We start from the raw sequence: 24,280 nt of genomic DNA on the forward strand, positions 1-24,280 counted from the left end.
TACGTGATTTATTACAACAATATATATTTATCATCTAGACTCAAATTTAGCGATATTTCAGCTAAATAGGATATTTTAATGGCAACGACTGATAACTCGCCGTCTGAACAACTTCAGACGCCAGAAAATGATTCACATATGTTCCGTAATCTATTAATTTTTGTACTTTTAGCTGCACTGTTAGGAACGGCTGGGTATTTTTATATTCGCCATCAAAAGTTATATCCAGCGACGGATGATGCCTATGTCCACGCCAATATTTTATATGTTGCACCACAAATTAGTGGCAAAGTACTTACAGTCAATGTGAATGATTACCAGCATGTAGCGGAAGGCGATTTATTATTATCGATTGATCCTGCTCCTTTTGAAATAGAGTTAGAAAAAGCAAAAGCTGCGTATGAAGTTGCGACACAAGAAAATAAAGCGACAGATGATGCAATTTTAGCGGCAAGTGCTAATGTACGATCAGCAGACGCTACGCTTGTTGATGTGCAAAAAAATTATCGTCGAGTAATGGATTTAGTGAATCGCAAATTATTACCTTTACAGCAAGGTGATGATGCTAAAGCTAAATTAGCCTCCGCTCAAACAGCATTAGAAGCTGCGCGTGCTAAAATGAGCCAGTTAATTAACCAGCAAGGTGCTAAAGGTGATGAAGCGCCTCAGGTTAAACAAGCGGCGGCAGCATTAAGCCAAGCGACGTTGAATTTATCCTACACCAATATTTATGCTCCCCATGATGGTAGTTTAGGTAAGGTGAGTGTCCGACCTGGCAGTATTGTATCGCCAGGGTTATCTGTCATGCCTTTGATTGAAGATAATACGGCGTGGCTTCAAGCTAATTACAAAGAAAAGTCGATTGGTTTATTAAAACCAGGCATGAAAGCCAGTATTGTTTTAGATATGTACCCAGATGTGACATATCAAGGCCACGTTATTGCCTTATCACCAGCAAGCGGTTCATCGTTCTCATTACTCCCTCCTGAAAACGCAACGGGTAATTGGGTTAAAGTACCTCAACGTTTCCCTGTTCGTATTCAATTTGATGATTTAAAAGGTAAACCTTTACTTCGTGTTGGAGCGAGTGCGGAAGTCACTATTGATACGTTAACAGAGACTAAGTAATGACGGGTGCTACGTTAACGCCAGCCAATCGGTTGTTGATCACTTTTGCTGTCATGCTATCTGCCATTATGGTGCTGATAGATATGACTATCGCGAATGTTGCTTTGCCTCATATGATGGGAGCGTTAGGCGTAACTTCAGAGCAAGTAACATGGGTGTTAACCTCATATTCGATGGCAGAAGCGATCTTCATTCCTTTAGCGAGCTATTTGGCGCTTAAACTTGGAGTACGTAAATTATTGCTCTTTTCGGTTGCCGGTTTTGTGGCTATGTCTGCTTTATGTGGACAGGCTGACAGCCTTGCTGAAATGGTAACTTTTCGAATATTTCAAGGCGCGTTCGGCGCATCAGTGATCCCCTTATCACAATCTATCATGGTGCAAATATATCCGCCTGAAGAACGTGGTAAAGCAATGGCGTTATTCAGTGTTGGGATATTATTAGGGCCTATTTTAGGCCCTACCGTTGGCGGTATCATTACCGAAAATATGGATTGGCGCTGGATTTTTTACGTTAATGTACCCATTGGTTTGATTTGTTTATCTCTGCTTTATTTCTTTGTGAAGTTAGATGGACGCGGTAAGAGCAAACTAGATTGGCCTTTAGTGATAGGTATGACTATCGGTATTGGGCTGTTACAAATGGTATTAGACAGAGGTAATGAAGAAGGATGGTTTGAATCTAACTTTATTCTGTTCTCTGCGGTGATCAGCGTTATCGCGTGGATTTTCTTTATCGCACGCTCATGGATCACTAAAGGCGATGTTGCTCCTATGTGGTTGCTTAAAGATAGAAACCTTGCTGTTTCTTGTTTAATGATGGCTGGCTTCTCAATGGGGATGTTTGGTATTACCCAATTACAACCTATGATGCTAGAACAGTTACTACATTACCCAGTAGAAGCAACAGGGTTTGCCATGGCGCCTAGGGGATTAACCTCTGCAATTGTACTACTAGTGATTGCTAGATTTATGGATAGATTAGATCCACGTATGCTAGTAGCAGTAGGGCTCGGTTTTAATATTCTTGGTACATACTTAATGATGCAGTATTCAATGAATATTGATTATTACTGGGTAGTAATGCCATCGATTGTTCAGGGGTTAGGGATGGGGCTTGTATTCGCACCATTAAGCCAAATGGCATATCGAACATTAAGTCATACAGATACAATTGGTGGTGCGGTTATTTTCAACCTTTGCCGAACCATTGGTGGTTCATTTGGTATCTCTATTGTTAATACGTATTTTACACGAACAGAGCAACGAGAGTGGCATGCCTTAGGGGCGGATTTAACATTAACTAATCCGCAATTACAGCAGCAGGCAATGATGCAGCATACAACTGTAACCGATCCTCATTTTATCGCCCAAATCAGTGAGCTATTACATCAGCAGTCAACTTTGCTTGCTTTTGTGTATACCTTTGGATTTATTTTTGTCTCTTACATTGTGCTGTTACCACTCTTAACACTGTTCAAGTTTAAGAAAACATAGTCAGTGCCTAAGAATGTAAATATACATTAATCGAGTGATAGAAAAAAAGCAGATCAATAATGATCTGCTTTTTTATAGGTGATATGTGTATTAAATCATTTTAAATCAGTTATTTATAATTTATTTTGGTTTTTTTTATAAAAAACAGTTTACAGTCAATACATTTAATGTGATGATGTCTTCGCTCTGTTGTTCAGAGTTATTAATGAAAAGTTAAGTTAAAGAAAATCTCCAGAAGTATCTTCGTTTAGTTGTACCTTTGTGTTTCCTTCGCTTCATCATATTTAATAATTCAAGCTTTCAGTGCATCGCAATTTTGCGATATTTTCTATGAATTTTATATAAGGGACACATTATGTCTAAGTCAACTGGTATCGTTAAGTGGTTCAACGAAGAGAAAGGTTTTGGTTTCATTACTCAAGACAACGGCGGTGCTGACGTATTCGTTCACTTCCGTGCTATCGCTTCTGAAGGTTTCAAAACTCTTGCTGAAGGCCAAAAAGTGTCTTTTGAAGTAGAGCAAGGCCAAAAAGGTCTTCAAGCTGCAAACGTTGTAGCTCTTTAATTTTATAGTTTCTATAAGATTTCTAAGTGGTGTAACTTGTTACACCACTTAATCCAAAAATATCTTCTGCGCTACACTCTTCGAAATACTTTACTCATCTTGGTTTTACTTCTTAGCAGTTTTGCTAATCGCTATATTCATAATCTTCATTAAAAATTCATAACGCTATAAAACCGTTGATAATTAGCTTTACTAATGTCATAGCTAAAATTCATCAACGCGACAATTTAAAGAGGTATATTATGATTATCAACTTCAAGGTTAATGATCTTAGCTGGAATGCATCTATGCATCAGTTAAATAGTGATGTATTGCGCCGACATGTTTTAATTAACGGTAAGCTAGATACATTAGATGTCAACTTTACGTACTGTGAACAATCAGAAAAAGGCATTATTACTAATCACAATAATAAAGAGATTGGGCATTTTTCAATTGTTGATTAAGGTTTAAAATAACATGTTTGCAAGTCATGGTTTATTTAAAGCAGAGAGGCAGAACGGGGTGTCTGCCTTAAACTAAAACTAGCAAATAGTTACCCGTTAGTAAGTAAAAATCATCATTTGTCTATGGTTATGTTGGCTTACATACACTTCCTTTATTTTCCCATATTGCCAACAACAATCACTTCTTGCCTTGGCTATTCTGCAACTTCTCCTCCTCGTTAACAAAAACATTTAATGCCACACTGATGCGATAAAGTGCATTCGATGACGGCTTAATGTTCAACATACCTATTTTGTCGATGATCCTGACACATTTATTCGTATCCATGATTGAAACTATATGTAGGCTACTTACTTGGTGAGTGTCATTCTCTATGTGTAGTAAAGGGCTAGGTTGATTTTGGCACTGAATTGAATGTGCAAAAGGTAGGATAATGTGGCGCTCGTTATAAAAAAGCTGCAGAACGTTGCGCTCTACAGCTTATTAATAAACCAGTGAGATCTTAATGATTTTCAGCTAGTAGTTGTTCTTGTGTCTGATGACGTGTCGAATATAGTTTGTAGCTCATAATAACAATCACTAATGCTTTAATGATCATCATTTGTGGATTGCCATAATATCCGGCCATACCAACAAAACCTGATGTCAGCATTAACATGCGATAATTTTTCAGTGAAGTCATATAAAGCGCGGCAACAATAACGGCTAAATCTAAATATTGTAATGCGACAGTAATCGTTGGCTCTGCAATGAAAGCACTAATAGCAACGTAAGTTATATATATAATGGCAGATGCCATAATGGCAGCGAGTGTGTGGACTATTGCCTTCCCCATTTTGGTGAAGTCTTTTACATAGCGATAAGCATTAATCGCATTAACGGAAAGGTTTAAAATTACTTTCGGCCACCATCCCATTAGAATTGACCAAACAGTATCATTTGTTGCAGATGCAAAAGCAGCATAACGAGTGAATTTCATGCTGTTAAATATAGTAAGCAGGATATATAAGACGACGGAAGTCCAGCCTAATACTTCTTTTAATAGATCAACCAATGTAAATATCTCTCAGTGATGTCATTGATAGTAATGACATTTAATAGTGCTTGATTCTGTTTATTAACGTTTAAGCAACATTAGTTACTTGTTGTTAAGCTAATTTCGAGGGATCCTACCACAGTTGTCATTTCCATGACATTAGATGAAGCTTCATATTTCAACTAATTTCTTCTTATACGGAATGAATTAAATGTGCTGAGTTCACATAAATTATATCTTGTTCAACGAATCGTTATTCTTGATTAGTACGTATAAATACGTAGTGTAAGTTATTTTATAACTTATTGATAAATAATAATTTAAATTTTATCGTTACGATTTTATACGTGGTTTTCTTTTTGTATTTATTAACGGTTTTTAACTTTTAATCCGTAGTCCTTCTCATTTTATCTTGTATAGCGTTAAGCCAAAGTATGTTGAACATCATTTTGTAGCCTAATCATATAAAGCAAGGATGAGAGAATGACTATTATTGGTAGCGTAGTGAAACGTGTGGTGAAAAAAAGCCTAATCGTTGCACTAGGGTGTGTTGCTATTCTGGCAACAAGCGCACAAGCATCAGAAAAAGTATACCGTTTAAAATTAGCTGAAACATGGGGACCCAATTTTCCGATCTTTGGTGATGCCACAAAGAACATGGCGGCGATGGCAGAAAAAATGTCTAACGGCCGTTTGAAAATTCGTATTGACTCTGCCAATAAGCATAAAGCACCACTTGGTATCTTCGATATGGTGAAATCTGGTCAATACGACATGGGACATTCAGGATCGTATTACTGGAAGGGGAAGGTTCCAAACACCTTATACTTTACCTCTATGCCTTTTGGTATGACCCCTGCTGAGCAATATGCGTGGTTCTATCATGGTGGTGGTATGGAGTTGATGGAGCAAGTCTATTCACCTCATAACTTGCTTTCATTTCCTGGCGGTAATTCAGATATTCAAATGGGGGGATGGTTTCAAAAAGAGATCAATACCGTTGATGATCTGAAAGGGTTGAAAATGAGAATCCCTGGTTTTGCGGGTGAAATTCTTGCTGAAGTTGGTGCTAAGCCAACCAATATTGCACCAGGAGAGCTCTATACTTCACTTGAGCGAAATACCATTGATGCGCTTGAGTGGGTAGGCCCATCATTAGATTTGCGCATGGGTTTTCATAAAATAGCACCTTATTACTACACAGGTTGGCATGAGCCAGGATCAGAATTACAGTTCCTAGTAAATAAGCGCACATGGGAGCGTTTACCTGCCGATCTTCAAGAGATCTTACGTGTTGCAATGCGTACTGCGGCTTATGATATGTATACCCAAGCTACTCATGCAAGCGGTAAAAACTGGTCAACAATTCAACAAACTTACCCTGATATAAAAGTGAAAGATTTCCCGCCAGCAGTGATGAAAGCATTACGTGACGCGAATGATCGCCTCCTTGCACAACATGCAGAAAAAGATGAACAAGCAAAAGCGATCCAAAAATCACAAGCGGATTATCTAAACCAGGTACGTTCATGGACCAATATATCTCATCGTGCCTACCTTAATAGCCAAGCGCAATAAGTCTGTTTAAATAAGGACGTTATTATCCTGCCATTTATGCATATAAGATCGCAGTTATGCGTATTTGGTGGGATTCCATGGAGTAAGGAATGAAAAGTCTGATTACGCTAGAGCGTTTTTTTAATCGTATTGGTGATGTGCTCGGTTGGTTTGCCAGTATCCTATTTATATTATTATTAGTTAATGTCGTTTATGACGTTGTTATGCGCTACGTTTTTAATGATGTTTCCATTGCCCTTCAAGAAATGGAATGGCACCTGTTTTCCGCTGTGTTTTTACTTGGCGTTCCTTACGCGATCCGTTCTGCGGAACATGTTCGTGTTGATGTTTTTTATGAGCGTCTATCCCGTAAAAGCCAAGCGATCATTGATATTTTAGGTACACTTTTCTTTTTACTACCTTTTTGTTTACTGGTGGCATGGTATGGCATTGATTTCGCCAAAGAGAGCTATGCATTAGGCGAAACATCTGGCGATCCTGGTGGTCTTGCTTATCGATGGATAATTAAAGCAATGATCCCTCTCTCATTTGGCTTAATGGCGATCAGCGGTTTAGGGCTGGTTGTTCACTCATTAAATACCTTATTTAATCCGCACCACGCGGCATTAAAACAAGATCAGTAAAGGAATACGTCAATGATCGGAATCGTGATGTTTTTTGTCGCATTATTTGCCTTATTACTGGGCTTTCCTGTGGCATTTACTTTTGGCGGAATAGCCTTAATTTTTGGTGTTTGGGCTGAAGGTTTCGACATGTTTGCATTTATGCCTTATCGCATTCAGTCAATCATGGAAAATACGGTGCTTATGGCGGTGCCTCTGTTTGTTTTTATGGGCTTAGTGCTCCAGAAAACCCGTTTAGCTGAGCAGTTATTAGAGTCAATGGGGCGTCTGTTTGGTGGCGTTCGTGGTGGTATTGCAATTTCGACTGTACTCGTTGGTGCATTACTCGCGGCATCAACGGGTGTGGTCGGGGCATCTGTTGTTGCGATGGGGCTTATCTCATTACCCGTTATGCTCAAATATAATTACGATAAAGGCCTTGCGTGTGGAACTATCTGTGCATCGGGGACATTAGGACAAATTATTCCACCATCGATTGTATTAATACTATTAGGTGATGTGCTAGGTGTGCCTGTTGGTGATTTATTTCAAGCGGCTATTTTACCGGGTTTTGTATTGGTAGGTGCGTACGTCGCTTATATTTTAATTTATGCCAAGTTTAACCCTGAAGCGGCACAGCCAATTGAGCGAGATGACAGCATTAGTCGTTCGCAAGAGGTTTTTACTGCGTTAAAAGCGGTTATTCCACCATTAGCGTTAATTATCGTGGTGCTAGGTTCTATTTTTGCAGGTATTGCGACGCCTACAGAGTCTGCTGCATTAGGTGGATTTGGCGCGATTGTGTTAGCAATTTTATATCGCATGTTTAGTTGGAAAATGATCTATGAGGCAGCAAAAGAAACGGTAAAAGTCACGGCAATGGTCTTTGCTATTTTGTTAGGTGCGACCGCATTTTCGATGGCATTTACCTACACTGGTGGTGATTACTTAGTTGAAGAATGGATGATGGCGCTACCCGGTGAAAAGTGGGGATTTTTGATCATTACTATGCTGGTTATTTTAATACTTGGTTTCTTTATCGATTTTGTTGAGATCTGTTTCATTATCGTACCGATTTTAGCGCCTGTTGCCGAAGCGATGGGATTAAATATGACTTGGTTTGCCATACTTGTCGCGATGAACCTTCAAACTTCATTTTTAACACCACCATTTGGCTTTAGTTTGTTTTACTTGAAAGGTGTTGCACCTGCAGGTGTCACGACACGTGATATTTACCGTGGAGTTATGCCATTTATCGCTATTCAAATTGCGGTACTGGCTTCTATTTTGATTTTCCCGAATTTCTATGGCATGGGTTAATATTGATAATGTGATCTATAAAAGTAAAAAATGATAATAAATTGTTAATATGAGCTGGTGGTAAAACATCAGCTTTTTGCTGTTTGGAGGTCTCTATGCCATTAAAAGCAAAATTGATCTTATTAACTTTATTACCGTTACTGATTGTGACTGTCAGTATCAGTTGGATATCGATTTACCAGGCAAAAACCTTAGGCCAGAAAGAAGTCACTGTTTTTCGTGATAGTTTAATTGATGCCAAAGAAGCAGCATTGAAAGATAGCGTTGATCTTGCTTTAAATGCCATTTCCCATATTTATCATGATTCTACAATTGATGTTGATATAGCGCAGCAGCGTGTTAAAGCAATATTGACTAATTTACGTTATGGAAAAGACGGTTACTTTTTTGTTTATGATAAAAATGGAGTTAGTTTAGTTCATCCGATCATGCCTGAGTTGATTGGTAAAAATCTTATTAAGATACAAGATGAACAAGGCGATTTTTTAATTGCTTCTTTGTTATCGCAAGCACAAAGTGGGGGGGGCTATCATCAGTATTTATGGCAGAAACCATCAACGGGAGAAACGGTTACTAAGTTAAGTTATTCCGCATGGTTAGATAAATGGGATTGGATGATTGGTACCGGATTATATATTGAAGATGTCAGCCAAGATGTCGCGATTATGCAGCAAGCGATTAACCATAATATTGATACGATCTTCTTTTCCATTGTGGTGATATTAACAATAACTGTCGCAGTAATTATCGTGATCACATTGGCAATTAACTTACATGAACATCGATTGGCTGATAGAAATCTTAAAGAGTTAGCGCATAAAACAGTCTTATTTCAAGAAGCTGAAAAAAAACATGTCGCCCGAGAATTACATGATGGGATCAATCAGTTATTAGTCTCAAGTAAATGTCACTTAGAGTTACTTAGCCTTCAGTCCATTGATGTAAAGTTTGTCGATTACCTGAATAAATCGATGCATTCCTTAACATTAGCGATTAATGAAGTAAGGCATATTTCTCATAAATTACGCCCAAGCTCTCTGGATGATATTGGTTTAGAAGCGGCACTCACCACATTATTACTAGACTATCAATCTCACGCCGGTACATCAGTTGATATGCTATTTGATACAAAGGCTGGAAAGCTAGACTCTGATGTTGCAACAACACTTTATCGGGTAGTACAAGAATCGCTAAATAATATTGTTAAGCATGCAGATGCGACGCATGTTGAAGTGCATTTGAAACAACTTGGAAAGTTATTGCAATTGATCATTCGAGATAATGGAAAAGGATTTGATAGCCAAAATCGTTATCATTTAAAAGGGATTGGTTTGCGAAATATGCGCGAGCGAGTGGAGTTTATTGGTGGCGAGTTTGATCTTAATAGTGAGCCCGGATTTGGTACTGAACTCACCGTATTATTAAACTTGGATGGTTTAGTGTATGACAGAACAAACGATTAAAATTGTGATAGTCGATGATCATCAAGTGGTGATTGATGGTTTTATGGCAAGGTTACAATTAGAGCCTGATATCGAGGTCATTGGTACTGCAAGTAATGGCTTAGAGGCACTAGATACCGTCAGTTATCTTCAACCTGACGTTATTTTAATGGATATCAGTATGCCCATCATGAATGGTATTGATGCAACAGAGCAAATTAAAAAAACACTGCCTAATGCAAAAGTATTGATGCTGACGATGCATGATAACCGTGAATATATCATGAAGGTAATGCAGGTTGGTGCAATGGGCTATATGTTGAAAGAAATTTCGGCAGAAAAAATGGTTCAAGCGATTAAAACAGTGAATCAAGGTGCGACATATTTTTGTGAAACGACGAGCCAAACTATTTTTACTCAGACATCTTCACCAGTGAAAAGCCCTGATATTAATCCTTTGAGCCGTCGCGAAGAAAGGGTACTTAAACATGTTGCCGAAGGGTTGAGCAGTAAGCAAATTGCTAAAGCATTAGAGATTAGTTATCGGACCGTTGAGACGCATCGTCAGAATATAAAACATAAGCTTGAATTGCATTCAACAGCCGAGTTAGCGAAATATGCATTAGAAAAAGGGCTTATTGAATAGTATCCAATCATTTTGAAAAAATAGATCTTTCATTATTTATTTACTATATCAATCGCAAAAAATAGTTTTGGTTGTTTAATTATTATATAAGTTATTTGTAAAGTAAGTTCTTATTGTGTTGATAAGGATTTCAAATGAAAAAAATTATAATAATGAATACCTTAGTCTTTCTAAGTTTGCTAGGTTGTGGTGGTGGAGATAGCGGCGATACAGAAAATAAAGGTGATACAAGTATAACCAAAGATAGAAATAGTAAACCTAAATTGAATGGAAGTAATGTTTATTACTACATTGGTAATGATGCTCTCACTCAAAAGTTACCTATCACTGACCAAGATGGTGATAGAGTAACGTTTGAAATCATTAACTCTCCAAAAAGTGGTAACTTTTCAATTGATAATGAAAATAGTGAATTTACATTTATATCTAATTTGTCATCAATAAAAGAAGAGGTTGTTTCTTTAATCGCTTCGGATGGTATTGATGAAACTGAATTTGAGATTACTTTAAAGCCTGAGTTGGTACTTAAACCTGAAGAATTTGAAAGCTTAAACAATATAGTTGAAGGAAAGTTTGAATTTATTGCCGGCGCTGATGTTGAGTTTAGCTATAACGTAATATCAGATGATAATACTCCGTCGTTTATACCGTTAATAAGTGATGTAAATAGAGCGCAAATACCTGATGTCAATTCTTTTGTAATTAATAACGATGGTTCTTTTAAATTAACGGCACAGCCTTATTCAGAGCCCATTTATATTGATGTTACGTTAACAAGTAACAATAAAACGGTAACTGCTCAAATAAAGTATTTAACAGAGCAAAAGAATATCAATATTGATGCTTTTTCCGATCCATTATATTTCCAACAATGGCATCTAAATAATACAGGTCAAGATGCTTACGCGTTATCAAAGGCAAGTGAAGGATTTGATATTAATATTGGCCAACTGCACGCTCAAGGGATAACCGGAAAGGATATTCATGTCGCTATTGTTGATTCCGGTTTAGAAATTGCGCATGAAGATTTAGTTGAGAATGTTATTCCTGGTATGTCATATGATTTCGTCGAGCAGGATAATGATCCTAGTCCGAATCAATATAAAACAGATGGTGATCATGGCACCTCAGTTGCGGGGTTAACCGCTGCCGTTGGTTTTAATGGTAAAGGGGGGCGCGGTGTTGCTCCATCTGCATCTTTGTCTGGTTTTAATTACCTGAAAGAACAAGGTCTTGAAGTTTTTTTTGAAACACATGGTGGTGATAAAACTCAAACAGCTGACGTCATAAATCAAAGTTATGGTTATGGTGCTCCAATAATATACCCTACCAACGCTTTCGATTTTGAGGTGAAAGAAGTATTAATTAACAATCATTATAAAACGGCAAATAAACCTGCGTTAATGATCAAGTCTGCAGGCAATGGTTTTCAAGAATTAGGTTTCTATTGGCGTGTGAATAGTTCTGAAGAGGAAGCGCGATTACCTGCTCAAATCGCTAATTCCGATCCTGAAAATGCGAGTTTTTATAATACGGTCGTTTCTGCTTTAAATGCCAATAGTGAAACACCATTATCGAGCTATTCAACGGTAGGAGCTTCTGTATTGTTTGCTGCTCCTGGTGGAGAATATGGCCTTGAATACCCAGCTATGATAACAACGGATGTTGCTGGCTGTGACCGAGGATATTCAATTGAGTATGAATTTGGCGGCTATTCTGGTGGGTTAGATGATGAAGTACAGAGTGAATCAGAATGTAGCTATACTTCAAGATTTAATGGTACATCATCTGCTGCGCCTGTAGCATCTGGGGTTGCAGCATTAATTATGCAATCAAACCCTGAATTATCGTGGCGTGATGTGAGATATATCATGGCAAAAACAGCCACAAAAATAGATTTAGATTTTGCGCCCGTTATTTTATCACAAGATGGAGAGCAGTATATTGCAGAACCCGGTTGGGTTACTAACGGGGCTGGGAATCGTTATCATAACTGGTATGGCTATGGCATGATTAATGCTGTTGAAGCTGTACAAATGGCAACTCGAAATTATACTTTATTACCTCCGTTGATTGAGTCGGAATTTATCACTAGTGATGTTATCGCAGCTGTTGAAATTCCAGAAAATTTTGAAGGAATAACAAAACAAATTGAAATTACCGACGATATAACAATTGAGGCTATTCAACTAAAACTTGATTTAGACCATGAAAGAATGAGTGATATCGCCGTTGAAGTTATTTCCCCTTCAGGTACACGATCTGTTGTTGCGACACCAAGACATTTACATTATGTCAATCCGAAATATTACTATGGATATGATGCTGAAATTCTATTTCTTAGTCATGCATTTTTAGATGAAGTTGCTGCAGGTATTTGGACTGTTAAGATTGTTGATACAAATAAAAACACCATGAAAATAGCTAAATACGATGATAACGAGCTGGAATTGCCTAACAACTATTTCTCAGGTTTGTTATTTGATGCAAGTATCAAAGTTTATGGACATAAATAAGGATTTATCGTTATGGAAAAGAGCAATCATTTACTATTCATTAGCTTATTTATGTTAACGAGCTGTAGTGCTAATGCCTATACATCTACAACGTTCACTAGTGGTGGTTTAAATTATGAAGTTATTGCGAGTGAACAAACTGCATTTAGTGCGACTCACTCTCAAGACAATAAAGTCACTAAAGGCGTAAAAGTTCAAAATGAAGACCTAAATATTAACGGGCTAGTGTCAGGTAGTATTATTTTAAAAACAATATTTTCTGATGCACTACCATTCGATGAGCCAGATATGTCTAAAAAACGTCTTGGTGGTGGTATTTGGATAATTCAGTATCCTGAAGGCACTGATTTAAGTAAAAAATTAAATTGGTTACAACAGCAGGATGGTGTTAAAAAAGCTGAAATAGAAGTAGTAAATAATCTTTTAAAACCTAATTGATTGTTTGAGGGCATAGAAGCGCGAGTAAATTATTAAAGTTGATTAAAACCTAGCCTGTTGAACGGTTTTTTTAATTAAATAGTTTACAGAAAGTAATAATCTACGTATTATTCGCGCCATTGGAGAGATGGCTGAGTGGTTGAAAGCACCGGTCTTGAAAACCGGCATACGTTTATAGCGTATCTAGGGTTCAAATCCCTATCTCTCCGCCATATTCTAGAAGTTCGATTTTATCGGGTTTCATAAAGAATTGGAGCGGTAGTTCAGTTGGTTAGAATACCGGCCTGTCACGCCGGGGGTCGCGGGTTCGAGTCCCGTCCGCTCCGCCAACACAACGAAGCCTCGTCAGTAATGACGGGGCTTTTTTGTATCTAAAGTTTAAGCTGTTGTTTGTATGTCTTGATGCACCTAGCCGAGGTCGAGAGTCCCGCTGGAATGCCAGCCCAGCCGTTCCGCCAACACAACGAAGCCTCGTCAGCAATGACGGGGCTTTTTTGTATATAAAATCTATGTTGTTACTGAAATATGATGGCTTCTGTATGTAGAAAGCCAGCTATTCACACTGTAAATCAATAGTATAGTAAAAGCCAAACAACGACCTGTTTGGCTTTAGAGACTGGTTTATTCACCGTTATATTGTAATTCTAACGCTTGAGCGGTTTGGTAGCCTTGATGCTTTTGTAGCTGCTCTGCGTAACGTTGAATATTTGGAAACGCAGCTAATACGCCATAGTTACCAAGGATTTCAGTAATAAATGACATCATGAAATCGGCACCGGTTAAACGCTCTTCTACAAGATAAGTTTTATCCACTAACCGTTGATCAAAATATTGCATTACTTTCTGAGTTTCCATGTCAGCATAATCACCAAGGAAATTCATTTTTGCACCATCTTTGGTGACAAACATCTTTAAAAGTAACGGTAAAATGGCTGAACTTTCGGCAAAATGCAGCCATTGAATATAATCAATATAGGCTTGAGTGCCACGTTCAGGCATAAATTTACCGTTACCGTAAGTTTCAATTAAATATTCTGTGATAGCGCCTGATTCGGTAATGATCATTCCGTTATCTTCCAATACCGGTGATTTACCTAGTGGATGAACACTTTTAAGTTCTGGTGGCGCAAGAAATGTGACCTTGTCTCGGCAATAAGGTTGAATTTTATATTCAACACCTAGCTCTTCAAGTAGCCAGATAATACGCTTTGAACGAGATTGATTAAGATGGTGCAATATGATCATGATAAGTCCTTTTTAGGTTTAGTTAGCTAACTTTAACTACAACTTTGCCGAAGTTTTTACCTTCAAGTAAGCCAATAAAAGCGTGTGGAGCTTGCTCTAGGCCTTCGACTCTATCTTCACGGTAATGAATTTTTCCTTCAGCAAGCCATTGCGACATTTGTTGTGCAAATTCGTCATAACGGTGAGCATAATCGTCAAAGATAATGAAACCTTGCATCTTGATACGCTTAACCAGTAGTTGTCCCATTAACATATTCATACGATCTGGGCCGTCTGGAAGCGATGTTGCATTGTATTGAGAGATCAAGCCACAAAGCGGAATGCGTGCGCCTGTATTCAGTAGAGGAAGCACTGCATCAAAGACTTTACCGCCAACATTTTCATAATAAATATCAATGCCATCGGTACATGCCTCTGCTAATTGTTGAGCAAAGTCAGCAGCATGGTGATCAATACATTCATCAAATCCTAATGTCTCTTTTGCGTATTGGCATTTTTCGTTACCACCTGCGATACCAACAACACGACAGCCTTTTATCTTACCAATTTGACCAACCATAGAGCCTACTGCGCCAGTTGCAGCAGCAACAACGATAGTGTCACCTTGCTTTGGTTGACCGATATCGAGTAGCCCCATGTATGCGGTAAAGCCTGGCATACCCATTACTCCTAATGCATAGGATGGGTGAGTGGGATTCATTCCTAACTTTATTAATCCTTCACCATTTGAAACGGCATAATCTTGCCAACCAGAATACGCTAATACCCATTCACCCACTTGATAGTCAGGGTGGTGAGAAGCGGTTACTTGGCATACCGTGCCACCGACCATCACTTCATTAATACCGACAGGCTCAGCATAGGATTTTTTATCACTCATACGCCCACGCATATAAGGGTCGAGTGAGAGATAAACGGTTTTAAGTAGTAACTCGCCTTGTTGCGGGCTTGGGATCGTTGTTTCTGTTAAATGAAAATTTTCAGGAGTTGGTGCGCCTACAGGACGAGAGGCTAATAGTAGTTGGCGATTAGTGGCTGTCATTGCTGATTTCCTTTTTTCAATTAGACCAGTCGTCTAGTTGGTGTTTCAAAAAATCCCGCCTTATCGCATCGTTAATGTGTAGATAGGCGGGCATTATCTTTTCAATACTGCGGTTTATCACTATTACGTGTCTTGTCGATAATCATTTTGGTTGCAGTAGTGATTGTGTTGTTGTTAATGCTTGCTGTAATCCTGATAAATCGTGACTTAGTTTGTTGAGTAAACTTGCTCCAAGCCATAAATTATAAAGAGTTTGGGCGGTTACATGGCTGTCGCAGTTAGCGATTGAGCCATCTTTTATTCCTCTTTCTATTGTTTTGGCGATTAAAGCGACAACACTATCTGCTCCTTGCTTTAATGCTTCTCGCATAGGCTCGGAGAGATCGGAGACTTCTGCACTGAGCTTTACCACCAAACATTTATTGGCATTACAGATGCCGTTTTCAACTTTGATCCATAGCTTGAAATACTCATTGAGTTGTTCAAAGCCTGTGCCTTGCTCGCTTTTTAATACCTGAGCGACACGTTGTAAATAATGATGAAAATAAGAGTGGATCAATGCTTCACCAAATTGCTCTTTAGATTTGAAATAATGATAAAAAGAGCCTTTAGGTACTTCTGCCGCACTTAATAATTGCGATAAACCAACACTCGTAAATCCTTTCGTGACCACTAGCTGGTAACCAACATTAAGAATGTGCTGCCTTGTATCAATTGTTTTTTCGTTCATGAAGTCACTATAGAATAAATTAGACCAGTCGTCTAGTGCTTGGATTTGAATGATTTTACTATAAATTAGCTTAAGAGTAATGATTTGATGTTTGATGCTCTATTTTTAAGTTAGCTCTGCTAAGACTGGTCACCCACTTACTGTTGGGGGATTTGTTTTATTGTGTGTAAAACAAGATTATGAAACTATAACGATCTTCAAGCAGAACGCTTTTCTGCTTATTTTATTGGTTAAAAAGGTTAAGTGATGGATTTTCAAAATTACTACGAGATCATTATAGAAGTACTGGTTGATAATTTTGATTTAGACGATGGCGAATACTATGGCGAGGTCATCTTAACGGATGAGCTTTATCAAACAAGCTGCGATATCGCTAAACAGTTTGACGTTGGCTTTAATGACGAGCATACCGCACTGGCTGTACTTGAAATGTCTAAGCAAGCAGGTGTAGAGCCTAATACATTCTCAGTATCATCAGCCGCTGTTGGTTGTGTTGTTGATTACTTAGAAGATAGCTTCGTTGTCGAATTCGATGATGAAGAGTTTGACGAAGAGTAATGCTCGTCGCATAAAGAAATATAACTATTGAAGCCGACATGATGTCGGCTTTTGATTATCAGAGGCGATGATATGCATCTCAAGACATTAGAATCAATATTAACGACAGAGCTTGAGCTGTTAAATAGTGCAGATGCAGCGCATGATAAAGCGCATGTTTTACGTGTGGTGAAAGTAGCAAAACAGCTTGCTAAGCAAGAGCAAGCACGATTAAACATTACTCTTGCTGCGGCCTATTTACATGACTGTGTTGCCGTTGCTAAAAATGATCCTCGAAGAAAACAAGCTTCAACACTTGCAGCTAATAAAGCGATCGAATTTTTATCAGACAAAAAGTTACTCGTTGACCATCATGATGAGATTCATCATGCGATTGTGGCGCATAGCTTTAGTGCTGATATTAAACCGTTAACATTGGAAGCAAAAATTGTTCAAGATGCTGATAGATTAGATGCACTTGGCGCGATAGGTTTAACACGGTGTATTCAGGTTGGCACATCTTTAGGTCGACCATTGTATGCTCTTGACGATCCTTTTTGTCAAAACCGACAACCTGATGACACGAGTTACACCCTAGATCACTTTTATATTAAGTTACTTGGTTTAGCTGACACCATGCAAACAGATGCTGCGAAGATTGAAGCGGTTAAACGGATCGAGTTTATGAAAAGTTATCTCTTGCAGTTAGAGTCAGAGATAGGGTGAGATAGTACAAAGAATAAGCATTTATGCTGTGTTTGATCTTGCTGAAAGAGTAAATAGTAAGATAACGCTGTAATAGTAACCACTTAATTTAGATGGGTATTTACATCTACATATTATCTCCGTATTATTCGCGCCATGGAGAGATGGCTGAGTGGTTGAAAGCACCGGTCTTGAAAACCGGCATACGTTTATAGCGTATCTAGGGTTCAAATCCCTATCTCTCCGCCATATTTTAAGCCTCGTCAGCAATGACGGGGCTTTTTTGCATCTGAAATTTAAACTGTGAGTTCGCTTCTTTAGCATTGAGTATATTGACTAATAAAATCAGCTTGCGCCATTGCCATAATTGAAGCTGTTAAACGTAGAGCTGCGTTGATTGCATCATCCGATTCATTCAATGATCGTAATAATTCAACATGTCCATCTAGACAACTATAACCTTGGTTTACCATACATGCCGCAATGCAAGCATAGTAGTAAGCAGTTTCATCATCGATATCTAAACTATGTAATGGTTTGAGCTCTAACGCATTAGTTTGTTTGATATTGGATAAATGTAAGCTTTGAATTGCCATATAGTAGTTATTTGTCATGGCCATACGCATGACAGCGTGATTAATATCGGCGAATTGTAAGCTATTAATATCACCGACTTGCTGTTTGATACGTTGTAGCACAGTACTATTTTGTGTCGCGAGTGCTGCTGCATAAGCAATATATTGAATTCGGTTATTCGCAAGTAGCGATTGTCGAGAAATGAGTGAGTGAAGTAAATCAGAATGATCAAAAGTAGTGTCAGTTGGCATAGCAATGCTTCCTTTTACGCTAACAAAATGTGCAAGATAACTGCACGAATGCATTTAATGATATTCCCTTCATTCAGTGACGCAATTGCCAGTTATGCAGCATTACTGTGTAGAAATGATCAGAATAGTTGATGAATAACGTTGTGATAGGTAAGTGATTTAGAGAAGTAGAGGCTTTTGTCTCTTTATTACGCAGTCAAACGGCTACTGATTTACATAACTAAAAATAGCGAGTAGTATTTGCGGCATGGAGAGATGGCTGAGTGGTTGAAAGCACCGGTCTTGAAAACCGGCATACGTTTATAGCGTATCTAGGGTTCAAATCCCTATCTCTCCGCCACATTTTAAACCTCGCCAGAAATGACGAGGTTTTTTTATATCAAAATAGAATTGATGATTATCAATAATCCCCGAAGAGTGATCAAACAAGCTTCAAGAGTCGTAAGATATTTGGCCTAAAAGATTATTGCTGTTTGAATGAAATCGTGTGATTGCAAGTTTATATTTATTTTTAGAAAAGAGTTGTAGCAGAATGCTATAAAATAGAACCATAAACACACTTATTTTATTTTTTTAAGTTATATTTGAAAATAAAATATCTAAATCATAATTTTCTCGTGCTAGTGAACGTTTTAAACTACTTAAGGATTTTATTTGAAGTTGACGTATACGTTCTCTTGTTAATCCAACAGCATCGGCAACTTCTTGTAATGTATGCGGTTCGTAGCCCATCAGGCCATAACGACGACAGATGATCTCCTTATCTCTTGCATTCATTCTATTTAGTATCAAGTTCGTGATTTTTACCATGTCATCATTATCGACCTCTGCACTCGGTGATGTTATTTGTTCATCCGCCACTAAATAAGCAATGGTGTGTGATTGTTCAGTATCACCAATGGTTTGATCGAGTGAAATAACATTGACTTCATTAGAGAATAAGGCTGATATTTCTTTACTTTCTTTATTGAGTGCTTGCGCAATATCTTCGTGAGTAGGTTCATTATTATTTCGCTTCATTAGCTCACGATGAGTACGAATTAATGTGTTGATTTCTTTAGAAATATGGACTGGTAAACGTATAGTTCTGTTTTGATTGTGAATAGCACGTTCGATGGTTTGTTTAATCCACCATGAAGCATAAGTAGAGAAACGAAACCCTTTTTCTGGATCGAATTTTTCAACGGCAGTCATTAAACCAATGTTACCTTCATCGATAAGATCACTTAATGAGAGATTAGAAGCACGATATTTTTTTGCAATGCTAACGACAAGCCTTAAATTAGATTCAATAAGAATTTTTTTTGAAGCAAGATCGCCAGTTAAAGACTTACGGCTATATTGAATTTCATCATCTTTATTAAGTAAAGGTTTATTTGAAATATCATTAAGATATAGGCGTATTACATCCACTTCAAAACTTGTCGTTTCCATTTTATTCATCCTTAATAAATAAATGCAGGGGTGCAATCAATCCGTGAACACCTTGTTGATTATATAAATATAAATATAAATGTTAATAAAAAGCAAACATTAATTGTAACATTTATGTAATATTCATGTAATATTCTGTTGGGTGTGGTAAATTTATAAATTTATTGGCTTCATATCTAAATTAAACAATCAATAAACGTAATGTTATTTTTACACTGCTCTTTTTTTGTTGTTTATATATCGTGTTGGTATATATCGTTGTACTATATAAAAAATATATATGAGTTTGTAAATATGTCATCATTAGTTAAAAACGTGTCTCTATCAATCGCACTGTTATCTTCTTTATGTTTTTCTTATGCTAATGCAGCTGAGATATCTGGTAATTCGATTGTGGTTCAATCCTGTATTGATAACCAAAATTTTGATGAGCAAGGCTTGATTCATTGCTATCAACAAGCTGAAGCAACAGCAAAAGATCAAGTTTATAATTTATCAAGTCAAGGTGAGCATTATAAAAGTGCTATCGATAGCCAATGTCAAAAGTTACAAGTAAAACTTAATACAGATACAACAATGATTAAATCTGACAAAGAAGCTAAAATAGCGGCTTGTTATGCTAATGGCTGGTCTCGTGCACGTGATACAGTGTTAAATGAAAAATACTAGTCGAATGGTTGGGGATTATGCGACATTTATCTGACTATCAACAACAGATAGACGTGATTGTTCAAGAGCATTCAGGAAGTCTTGAACAATCACTAGAATCATTACAGCGATTGCTAGATGCTATCGCTGATGATAAAGCATTAACAGATAGTCAATTAAAACAGGATTAAGTTGCTTTAAGAATAAACGGATGAAGATACAATGATCATCCGTTTTTATTTGGTTTTAGATAGTTGCAAAATAGAATTGTATAACAAAACTGTTGATGGGTTATTTTTATTATCTTGAGGACACACGAGATAATAAGTTGGCATTTTATCATTAATGTAAGTGATGTTGAGTCGTTCAACCAAGGTGCCATCATTAAGTTGCTTTTGGACTAAGATTCTATTTACAAAAGCGATGCCTAAACCGTTACAAGCCGCCTCTATGGCTTGAATTGAGTTTTGGAAAAAAACTTTATTCTGATTTCTGTTCGGTTTGATCTTCATATTATGTAAAACAAGATCCCATTGAATTAGACGATTAGTCGTTTCTATCAATGTGATTTCACTGAGTAGTTGCTCTGTGAGTTTTACTTTAGATGAAGGAATATAATCAGGAGTGCAGACTGCAACCATCTTTTCTTTAAATAAGACATCATATTCATGTTGCTCTGGTGGCTTTAATCCATATCGAATCGCAATGTCTATATTCTCTTTGCCAAAATCGAGCGTTTCTAATGTATCAATAAAATTGAGCGAGATCCCTTGCTGAGATAACTGTCGAATATTAATGAGTGGCAAAAGCCATTTATTTAATAACGCAGGTGGTATCGCAACGGTTAACTTTTGATTTTTTTTAGAGATACCGAGATCGGCCGTTGCTTGTTCTAGTTCATTTAAAATTATTGTTGTTCGACTAAAGTAACGAAGACCTGCATTAGTGAGAGTAATACTGCGATTATGTCGCTGAAATAATTTTTGTTCTATAAAATCTTCAAGTGTGCTTATTTGATGACTAACAGCCCCTGGCGTTACATATAATTCTTCTGCGGCTAGTTTAAAGCTTTGTAGTCTTGCAGCGGCTTCAAAATAGACAATGGCTTTTATTGGTGGGATGACCCGCATTGGTATACCTTCAAGTTATTTTTTCTAAGTTCACAAAATATTATTATCGATTTGTAGTATTTATTTTTTGTGCATATAATTCAAAACGAACAAAAAGTGTTTGGCAGTATACCAATTTAGAATAACATTATGCTGTTAAATCGTTATTAATCTATAATGATGAGTACTAACAATGAAGATCAAACAAGTAGTAGCAGCTGTACTTCTAGCAGTTCCTGCATTTATGTCGCAAGCGATGGTGCTAACGAGCCACGATATTACTAATGATAAAACATTACAAAATCAGCAACTGTTTAACCAATGGGGTTGTACAGGCAAGAATGTATCACCACAATTAACATGGAAAGATGTTCCTGCTGGAACAAAAAGCTTCGCTGTTACGATGTATGATCCTGATGCACCAACAGGTAGTGGTTGGTGGCATTGGAGTGTTATTAACATTCCTGCTGATGTACATAGTTTAGCTGCGGGCGCGGGTGCTGTTGGCGGTAAAGAATTACCAAAAGGCGCAAGTATGGTAACGAATGATTTTGGCTTTAAAGGTTTTGGTGGTGCATGTCCTCCGCCAAACTCAAAACCGCATAATTATGAAATTACAGTGTATGCATTAAATACGGCGAATATTAAATTACCAGAGAATGCATCACCAGCATTAGCAGGCTATAACATTCTTGCTCATGTTATTGGTAAAGCTGTGCTTGTTGCGCCAACGAATGCACGTTAATTGAAATTAGATGAAAAAGCCACTTACCTAAACTATCAATCGTTTTTGTAAGTGGCTTTTTGTTAAGTATTTTTTCATTTACGACGTTTTTACAGGTAATGTTGCCGTGATATATATTTAATCCATTACGTAGATGTTTATCTGTGAGAAGTGCTTGTTTATAATCTTTATATGCTAATGCAAGAATATAAGGCAGTGTTGCGTTATTTAAAGCAATGGCACCTGGCATATTGGCAATACAATAATGTAAGTGGGATCATCATGTGTTGTTGGGTGTGATGTTTCTACACAGCCACTTTGGTCAATAGCAACATCTACAATAGCAGTTCCAGGCTTCATTTTTCTATCATTGCTTTTGTGAACAGTTTAGGTGCTGCTACGCCTGCAATAAGACCCCTCCAATAACAAGATCAGCTCTTATTACATGATCTTCTATAGTTGCACTCGTTGCATATTTTGTATTGATTTCACCATCAAATTGTATACTCCCAAGCAATATGAAAATAACCTGCGATTACATGGGGTTAGTTTCTTAGAATGTAAAGTCGTGAAAGAATTTGCAACTTAAGCTCACTTAGGCATAACAGTATCTATGTGCCTCCATATCATTATAACGTAACATTCTGAGTTCATTTGTCTTTTGTATTATTATAAATATCTATTGCTGTTATTAGAGTGGTACTAGAGATCAATAATAAAATGAGCAACACAGAAAGATAAGTAGAGGAGAGGCGTTAACGGTGAATATAAGGAATGAGTAAAAGTCGCTATTTACTAGCGACTTTTTACTTAATGTCACGAAATTAAATTTCGAACTCAGAAAGTTGTGCGCCATTATCTAGCAGTTGTTGCAGTGCTTTTGGAGTACGGCCTTGGCCTGTCCATGTTTTTTCTTCGCCGTTTTCATCTGTAAACTTATATTTAGCAGGGCGAGCAGCACGTTTTTTCTTTGCTTTAGGTGCATCACCTAAAAGGGCAACAAGCTCTTCGGCAGTAATACCTTCAGCTTCAAGCATGTCTCGGTATTTTTGAAGCTTAGCTTCTTGCTCTTTGTTTATAGCATTTGCTGCTTCTTCTTCCTCACGTCGTTCTTCAACAACTTGAGTGAATTTTTGTAGGCCTTCTTGAAGATCTGCAACTGACATTTCACGTGCTTGTGCACGCAATGAACGTAGGTTTAAAAGAATATCAATCATGTAATTTGATTCTGAAATAAAAAGAAGTATTAGATCCTATTGTACTTAAGTTTTTAAATAAGGCACGAAAAATAAAGCGATATATTTGAAACTAAATCTCATTTTTAAAAAATTAATAAAATAGAAATGCCGTAATTAAAAATATAGAAATGAAACATTCTAAATATAGAATGCTATTTTATCTAAAGTGCTAAAATGACGGAGTGTAAGCATAAAAAATCGTTTTTTGAACAATGTTCAGGAATTCCAATATGAGCATTTATTCACTGCAATTATTATCGGCTCACTCGTTTTATCTCATTTGTTGTTGCGTAGATAGAAGGTAGAAGTTGCTATTAAACACCAAATAAAAATGAAATGGTAATACAAATCAATATCATTAAGTGTGTGGTTTTGACCTGTACTCTTACTATAGACGTTGTAAATGATTTTTTACCTGTAGTGTTGGAAATACCTTAATAATTTAATGTTTAAAATAAAACTGACGATTAAATAGTAGGTAGATTGTAATCTTAAATATTTTTCAATTATCGACTGTCGATATATTGACATATTTGCAGCTGATTTTTTGACGTGGCAATAATATATTCTTATTTTTAATTTTTTTATTTTAATAATGGTGATGTGTGATGTTTATTTTTAAAAATATATCAATTTAACATTTTTAAATGTAACAAAAAGTATTGTTTCAACGCATCTGTGATGTAATTATTTCTTTTAAAACAATTGGTTGGGTTGTTGTTGTTTGTGGTTTTATCGTATTGATTAATTTTGTTTATTATACGTTTTTTGTTCTATGCATTATAAAATGCAGCAGCGGATGGAATGAGTTCTTTGCGCTTTCACTG

General features: G+C 37.1%; 24 protein-coding genes, 4 tRNA genes and 1 pseudogene. 20 read left to right on the forward strand and 9 right to left on the reverse strand.

Annotated elements, in window-relative coordinates; translation table 11 throughout:
- Positions 1-78: 78 nt before the first annotated feature.
- The 4 genes from C9J41_RS07785 to C9J41_RS07800 all read left to right on the forward strand — a co-directional run bounded on the left by C9J41_RS07785 (position 79) and on the right by C9J41_RS07800 (position 3,635).
- Positions 79-1,128 (forward strand): HlyD family secretion protein, encoded by a 1,050-nt coding sequence (locus C9J41_RS07785; protein WP_107207037.1) that lies wholly within the window; start codon positions 79-81, stop codon positions 1,126-1,128.
- Complete coding sequence (locus C9J41_RS07790; protein ID WP_107207036.1) at positions 1,128-2,624, forward strand: DHA2 family efflux MFS transporter permease subunit; 1,497 nt, start codon at positions 1,128-1,130, stop codon at positions 2,622-2,624. The genes C9J41_RS07785 and C9J41_RS07790 overlap by 1 nt, the downstream gene beginning before the upstream one ends.
- A gap of 355 nt (positions 2,625-2,979) precedes the next feature.
- The gene (locus tag C9J41_RS07795) at positions 2,980-3,189 is read left to right on the forward strand and encodes a cold-shock protein (protein ID WP_005364106.1); all 210 of its coding nucleotides are present in this window, start codon (positions 2,980-2,982) and stop codon (positions 3,187-3,189) included.
- A 242-nt stretch (positions 3,190-3,431) separates the two neighbouring features.
- Positions 3,432-3,635, forward strand: coding sequence for a hypothetical protein (locus C9J41_RS07800; RefSeq protein WP_107246857.1), 204 nt, complete (start codon positions 3,432-3,434; stop codon positions 3,633-3,635).
- Between the two features lie 503 nt (positions 3,636-4,138).
- On the opposite strand, the gene C9J41_RS07805 is transcribed toward C9J41_RS07800, so the two are convergent.
- On the reverse strand, positions 4,139-4,690 hold the full coding sequence (locus C9J41_RS07805; protein ID WP_107207034.1) for a hypothetical protein: 552 nt from the start codon (positions 4,688-4,690) through the stop codon (positions 4,139-4,141).
- Positions 4,691-5,155: 465 nt separating this feature from the next.
- On the opposite strand from C9J41_RS07805, the gene C9J41_RS07810 reads away from it, so the two are divergent.
- From C9J41_RS07810 to C9J41_RS07850, 9 genes are all read left to right on the forward strand, one after another.
- Positions 5,156-6,250, forward strand: coding sequence for a TRAP transporter substrate-binding protein (locus C9J41_RS07810; RefSeq protein ID WP_107207033.1), 1,095 nt, complete (start codon positions 5,156-5,158; stop codon positions 6,248-6,250).
- A gap of 89 nt (positions 6,251-6,339) precedes the next feature.
- On the forward strand, positions 6,340-6,873 hold the full coding sequence (locus C9J41_RS07815; protein WP_107294433.1) for a TRAP transporter small permease subunit: 534 nt from the start codon (positions 6,340-6,342) through the stop codon (positions 6,871-6,873).
- A gap of 12 nt (positions 6,874-6,885) precedes the next feature.
- Positions 6,886-8,172 carry a TRAP transporter large permease subunit gene (locus C9J41_RS07820; protein ID WP_107294434.1) on the forward strand — a complete coding sequence of 429 codons (1,287 nt, stop codon included), beginning with the start codon at positions 6,886-6,888 and terminating at the stop codon, positions 8,170-8,172.
- A gap of 95 nt (positions 8,173-8,267) precedes the next feature.
- Positions 8,268-9,635, forward strand: coding sequence for a cache domain-containing protein (locus C9J41_RS07825; RefSeq protein ID WP_107294435.1), 1,368 nt, complete (start codon positions 8,268-8,270; stop codon positions 9,633-9,635).
- Entirely contained in the window at positions 9,616-10,260 is a 645-nt protein-coding gene (locus C9J41_RS07830) for a response regulator transcription factor (protein ID WP_107207030.1), read from the forward strand. Before C9J41_RS07825 ends, C9J41_RS07830 begins: the two co-directional genes overlap by 20 nt.
- 134 nt (positions 10,261-10,394) lie before the next feature.
- The gene (locus C9J41_RS07835; protein ID WP_107294436.1) at positions 10,395-12,776 is read left to right on the forward strand and encodes a S8 family serine peptidase; all 2,382 of its coding nucleotides are present in this window, start codon (positions 10,395-10,397) and stop codon (positions 12,774-12,776) included.
- A gap of 12 nt (positions 12,777-12,788) precedes the next feature.
- Complete coding sequence (locus tag C9J41_RS07840) at positions 12,789-13,214, forward strand: hypothetical protein (protein WP_107294437.1); 426 nt, start codon at positions 12,789-12,791, stop codon at positions 13,212-13,214.
- 121 nt (positions 13,215-13,335) lie between these two features.
- A tRNA-Ser gene (locus C9J41_RS07845) sits at positions 13,336-13,426 on the forward strand.
- A 40-nt stretch (positions 13,427-13,466) separates the two neighbouring features.
- Positions 13,467-13,543: transfer RNA gene (locus C9J41_RS07850), tRNA-Asp, on the forward strand.
- 292 nt (positions 13,544-13,835) lie between these two features.
- Here the strand turns inward: C9J41_RS07850 and C9J41_RS07855 are convergent.
- From C9J41_RS07855 to C9J41_RS07865, 3 genes are all read right to left on the reverse strand, one after another.
- Complete coding sequence (locus C9J41_RS07855) at positions 13,836-14,459, reverse strand: glutathione S-transferase family protein (protein WP_107207027.1); 624 nt, start codon at positions 14,457-14,459, stop codon at positions 13,836-13,838.
- Between the two features lie 22 nt (positions 14,460-14,481).
- A complete protein-coding gene (locus tag C9J41_RS07860; RefSeq protein WP_107294438.1) occupies positions 14,482-15,501 on the reverse strand; it encodes an NADP-dependent oxidoreductase in 1,020 nt (339 codons plus the stop codon).
- Positions 15,502-15,643: 142 nt separating this feature from the next.
- Positions 15,644-16,231, reverse strand: a complete 588-nt coding sequence (locus C9J41_RS07865) for a TetR/AcrR family transcriptional regulator (protein ID WP_107246853.1) — start codon at positions 16,229-16,231, stop codon at positions 15,644-15,646.
- A 246-nt stretch (positions 16,232-16,477) separates the two neighbouring features.
- On the opposite strand from C9J41_RS07865, the gene C9J41_RS07870 reads away from it, so the two are divergent.
- The 3 genes from C9J41_RS07870 to C9J41_RS07880 all read left to right on the forward strand — a co-directional run bounded on the left by C9J41_RS07870 (position 16,478) and on the right by C9J41_RS07880 (position 17,722).
- Positions 16,478-16,789: a hypothetical protein gene (locus C9J41_RS07870; protein ID WP_107294439.1), complete on the forward strand. Its 312-nt coding sequence runs from the start codon at positions 16,478-16,480 to the stop codon at positions 16,787-16,789.
- Between the two features lie 72 nt (positions 16,790-16,861).
- Positions 16,862-17,494: an HD domain-containing protein gene (locus C9J41_RS07875; RefSeq protein ID WP_107207023.1), complete on the forward strand. Its 633-nt coding sequence runs from the start codon at positions 16,862-16,864 to the stop codon at positions 17,492-17,494.
- Positions 17,495-17,631: 137 nt separating this feature from the next.
- Positions 17,632-17,722: transfer RNA gene (locus C9J41_RS07880), tRNA-Ser, on the forward strand.
- 68 nt (positions 17,723-17,790) lie between these two features.
- Here the strand turns inward: C9J41_RS07880 and C9J41_RS07885 are convergent.
- Entirely contained in the window at positions 17,791-18,300 is a 510-nt protein-coding gene (locus C9J41_RS07885; RefSeq protein ID WP_107259840.1) for a hypothetical protein, read from the reverse strand.
- 249 nt (positions 18,301-18,549) lie between these two features.
- Between C9J41_RS07885 and C9J41_RS07890 the strand changes: the two genes are divergently transcribed.
- Positions 18,550-18,640: transfer RNA gene (locus C9J41_RS07890), tRNA-Ser, on the forward strand.
- Between the two features lie 233 nt (positions 18,641-18,873).
- On the opposite strand, the gene rpoS is transcribed toward C9J41_RS07890, so the two are convergent.
- A complete protein-coding gene (rpoS, locus tag C9J41_RS07895; RefSeq protein WP_107207021.1) occupies positions 18,874-19,734 on the reverse strand; it encodes an RNA polymerase sigma factor RpoS in 861 nt (286 codons plus the stop codon).
- A gap of 294 nt (positions 19,735-20,028) precedes the next feature.
- On the opposite strand from rpoS, the gene C9J41_RS07900 reads away from it, so the two are divergent.
- Both C9J41_RS07900 and C9J41_RS21790 read left to right on the forward strand, forming a co-directional pair.
- Positions 20,029-20,403, forward strand: a complete 375-nt coding sequence (locus tag C9J41_RS07900; RefSeq protein WP_107207020.1) for a hypothetical protein — start codon at positions 20,029-20,031, stop codon at positions 20,401-20,403.
- Between the two features lie 17 nt (positions 20,404-20,420).
- On the forward strand, positions 20,421-20,573 hold the full coding sequence (locus tag C9J41_RS21790) for a hypothetical protein (protein ID WP_158259674.1): 153 nt from the start codon (positions 20,421-20,423) through the stop codon (positions 20,571-20,573).
- Positions 20,574-20,618: 45 nt separating this feature from the next.
- Here the strand turns inward: C9J41_RS21790 and C9J41_RS07905 are convergent, their stop codons facing one another.
- Positions 20,619-21,512 carry a LysR substrate-binding domain-containing protein gene (locus C9J41_RS07905; RefSeq protein ID WP_107207019.1) on the reverse strand — a complete coding sequence of 298 codons (894 nt, stop codon included), beginning with the start codon at positions 21,510-21,512 and terminating at the stop codon, positions 20,619-20,621.
- Between the two features lie 172 nt (positions 21,513-21,684).
- Here C9J41_RS07905 and C9J41_RS07910 point away from each other — a divergent pair, with 172 nt between their 5' ends.
- Positions 21,685-22,236 carry a YbhB/YbcL family Raf kinase inhibitor-like protein gene (locus tag C9J41_RS07910; RefSeq protein ID WP_107207018.1) on the forward strand — a complete coding sequence of 184 codons (552 nt, stop codon included), beginning with the start codon at positions 21,685-21,687 and terminating at the stop codon, positions 22,234-22,236.
- Between the two features lie 76 nt (positions 22,237-22,312).
- Here the strand turns inward: C9J41_RS07910 and C9J41_RS07915 are convergent.
- Positions 22,313-22,717, reverse strand: a pseudogene (locus C9J41_RS07915) (alanine dehydrogenase); the annotation flags it as partial.
- Positions 22,718-23,039: 322 nt separating this feature from the next.
- Positions 23,040-23,432, reverse strand: a complete 393-nt coding sequence (locus C9J41_RS07920) for an H-NS family nucleoid-associated regulatory protein (RefSeq protein WP_107207017.1) — start codon at positions 23,430-23,432, stop codon at positions 23,040-23,042.
- Positions 23,433-24,280 lie beyond the last annotated feature (848 nt).

It is taken from the genome of Photobacterium sp. GB-50 (assembly GCF_003026755.1).
Classification (GTDB): domain Bacteria; phylum Pseudomonadota; class Gammaproteobacteria; order Enterobacterales; family Vibrionaceae; genus Photobacterium.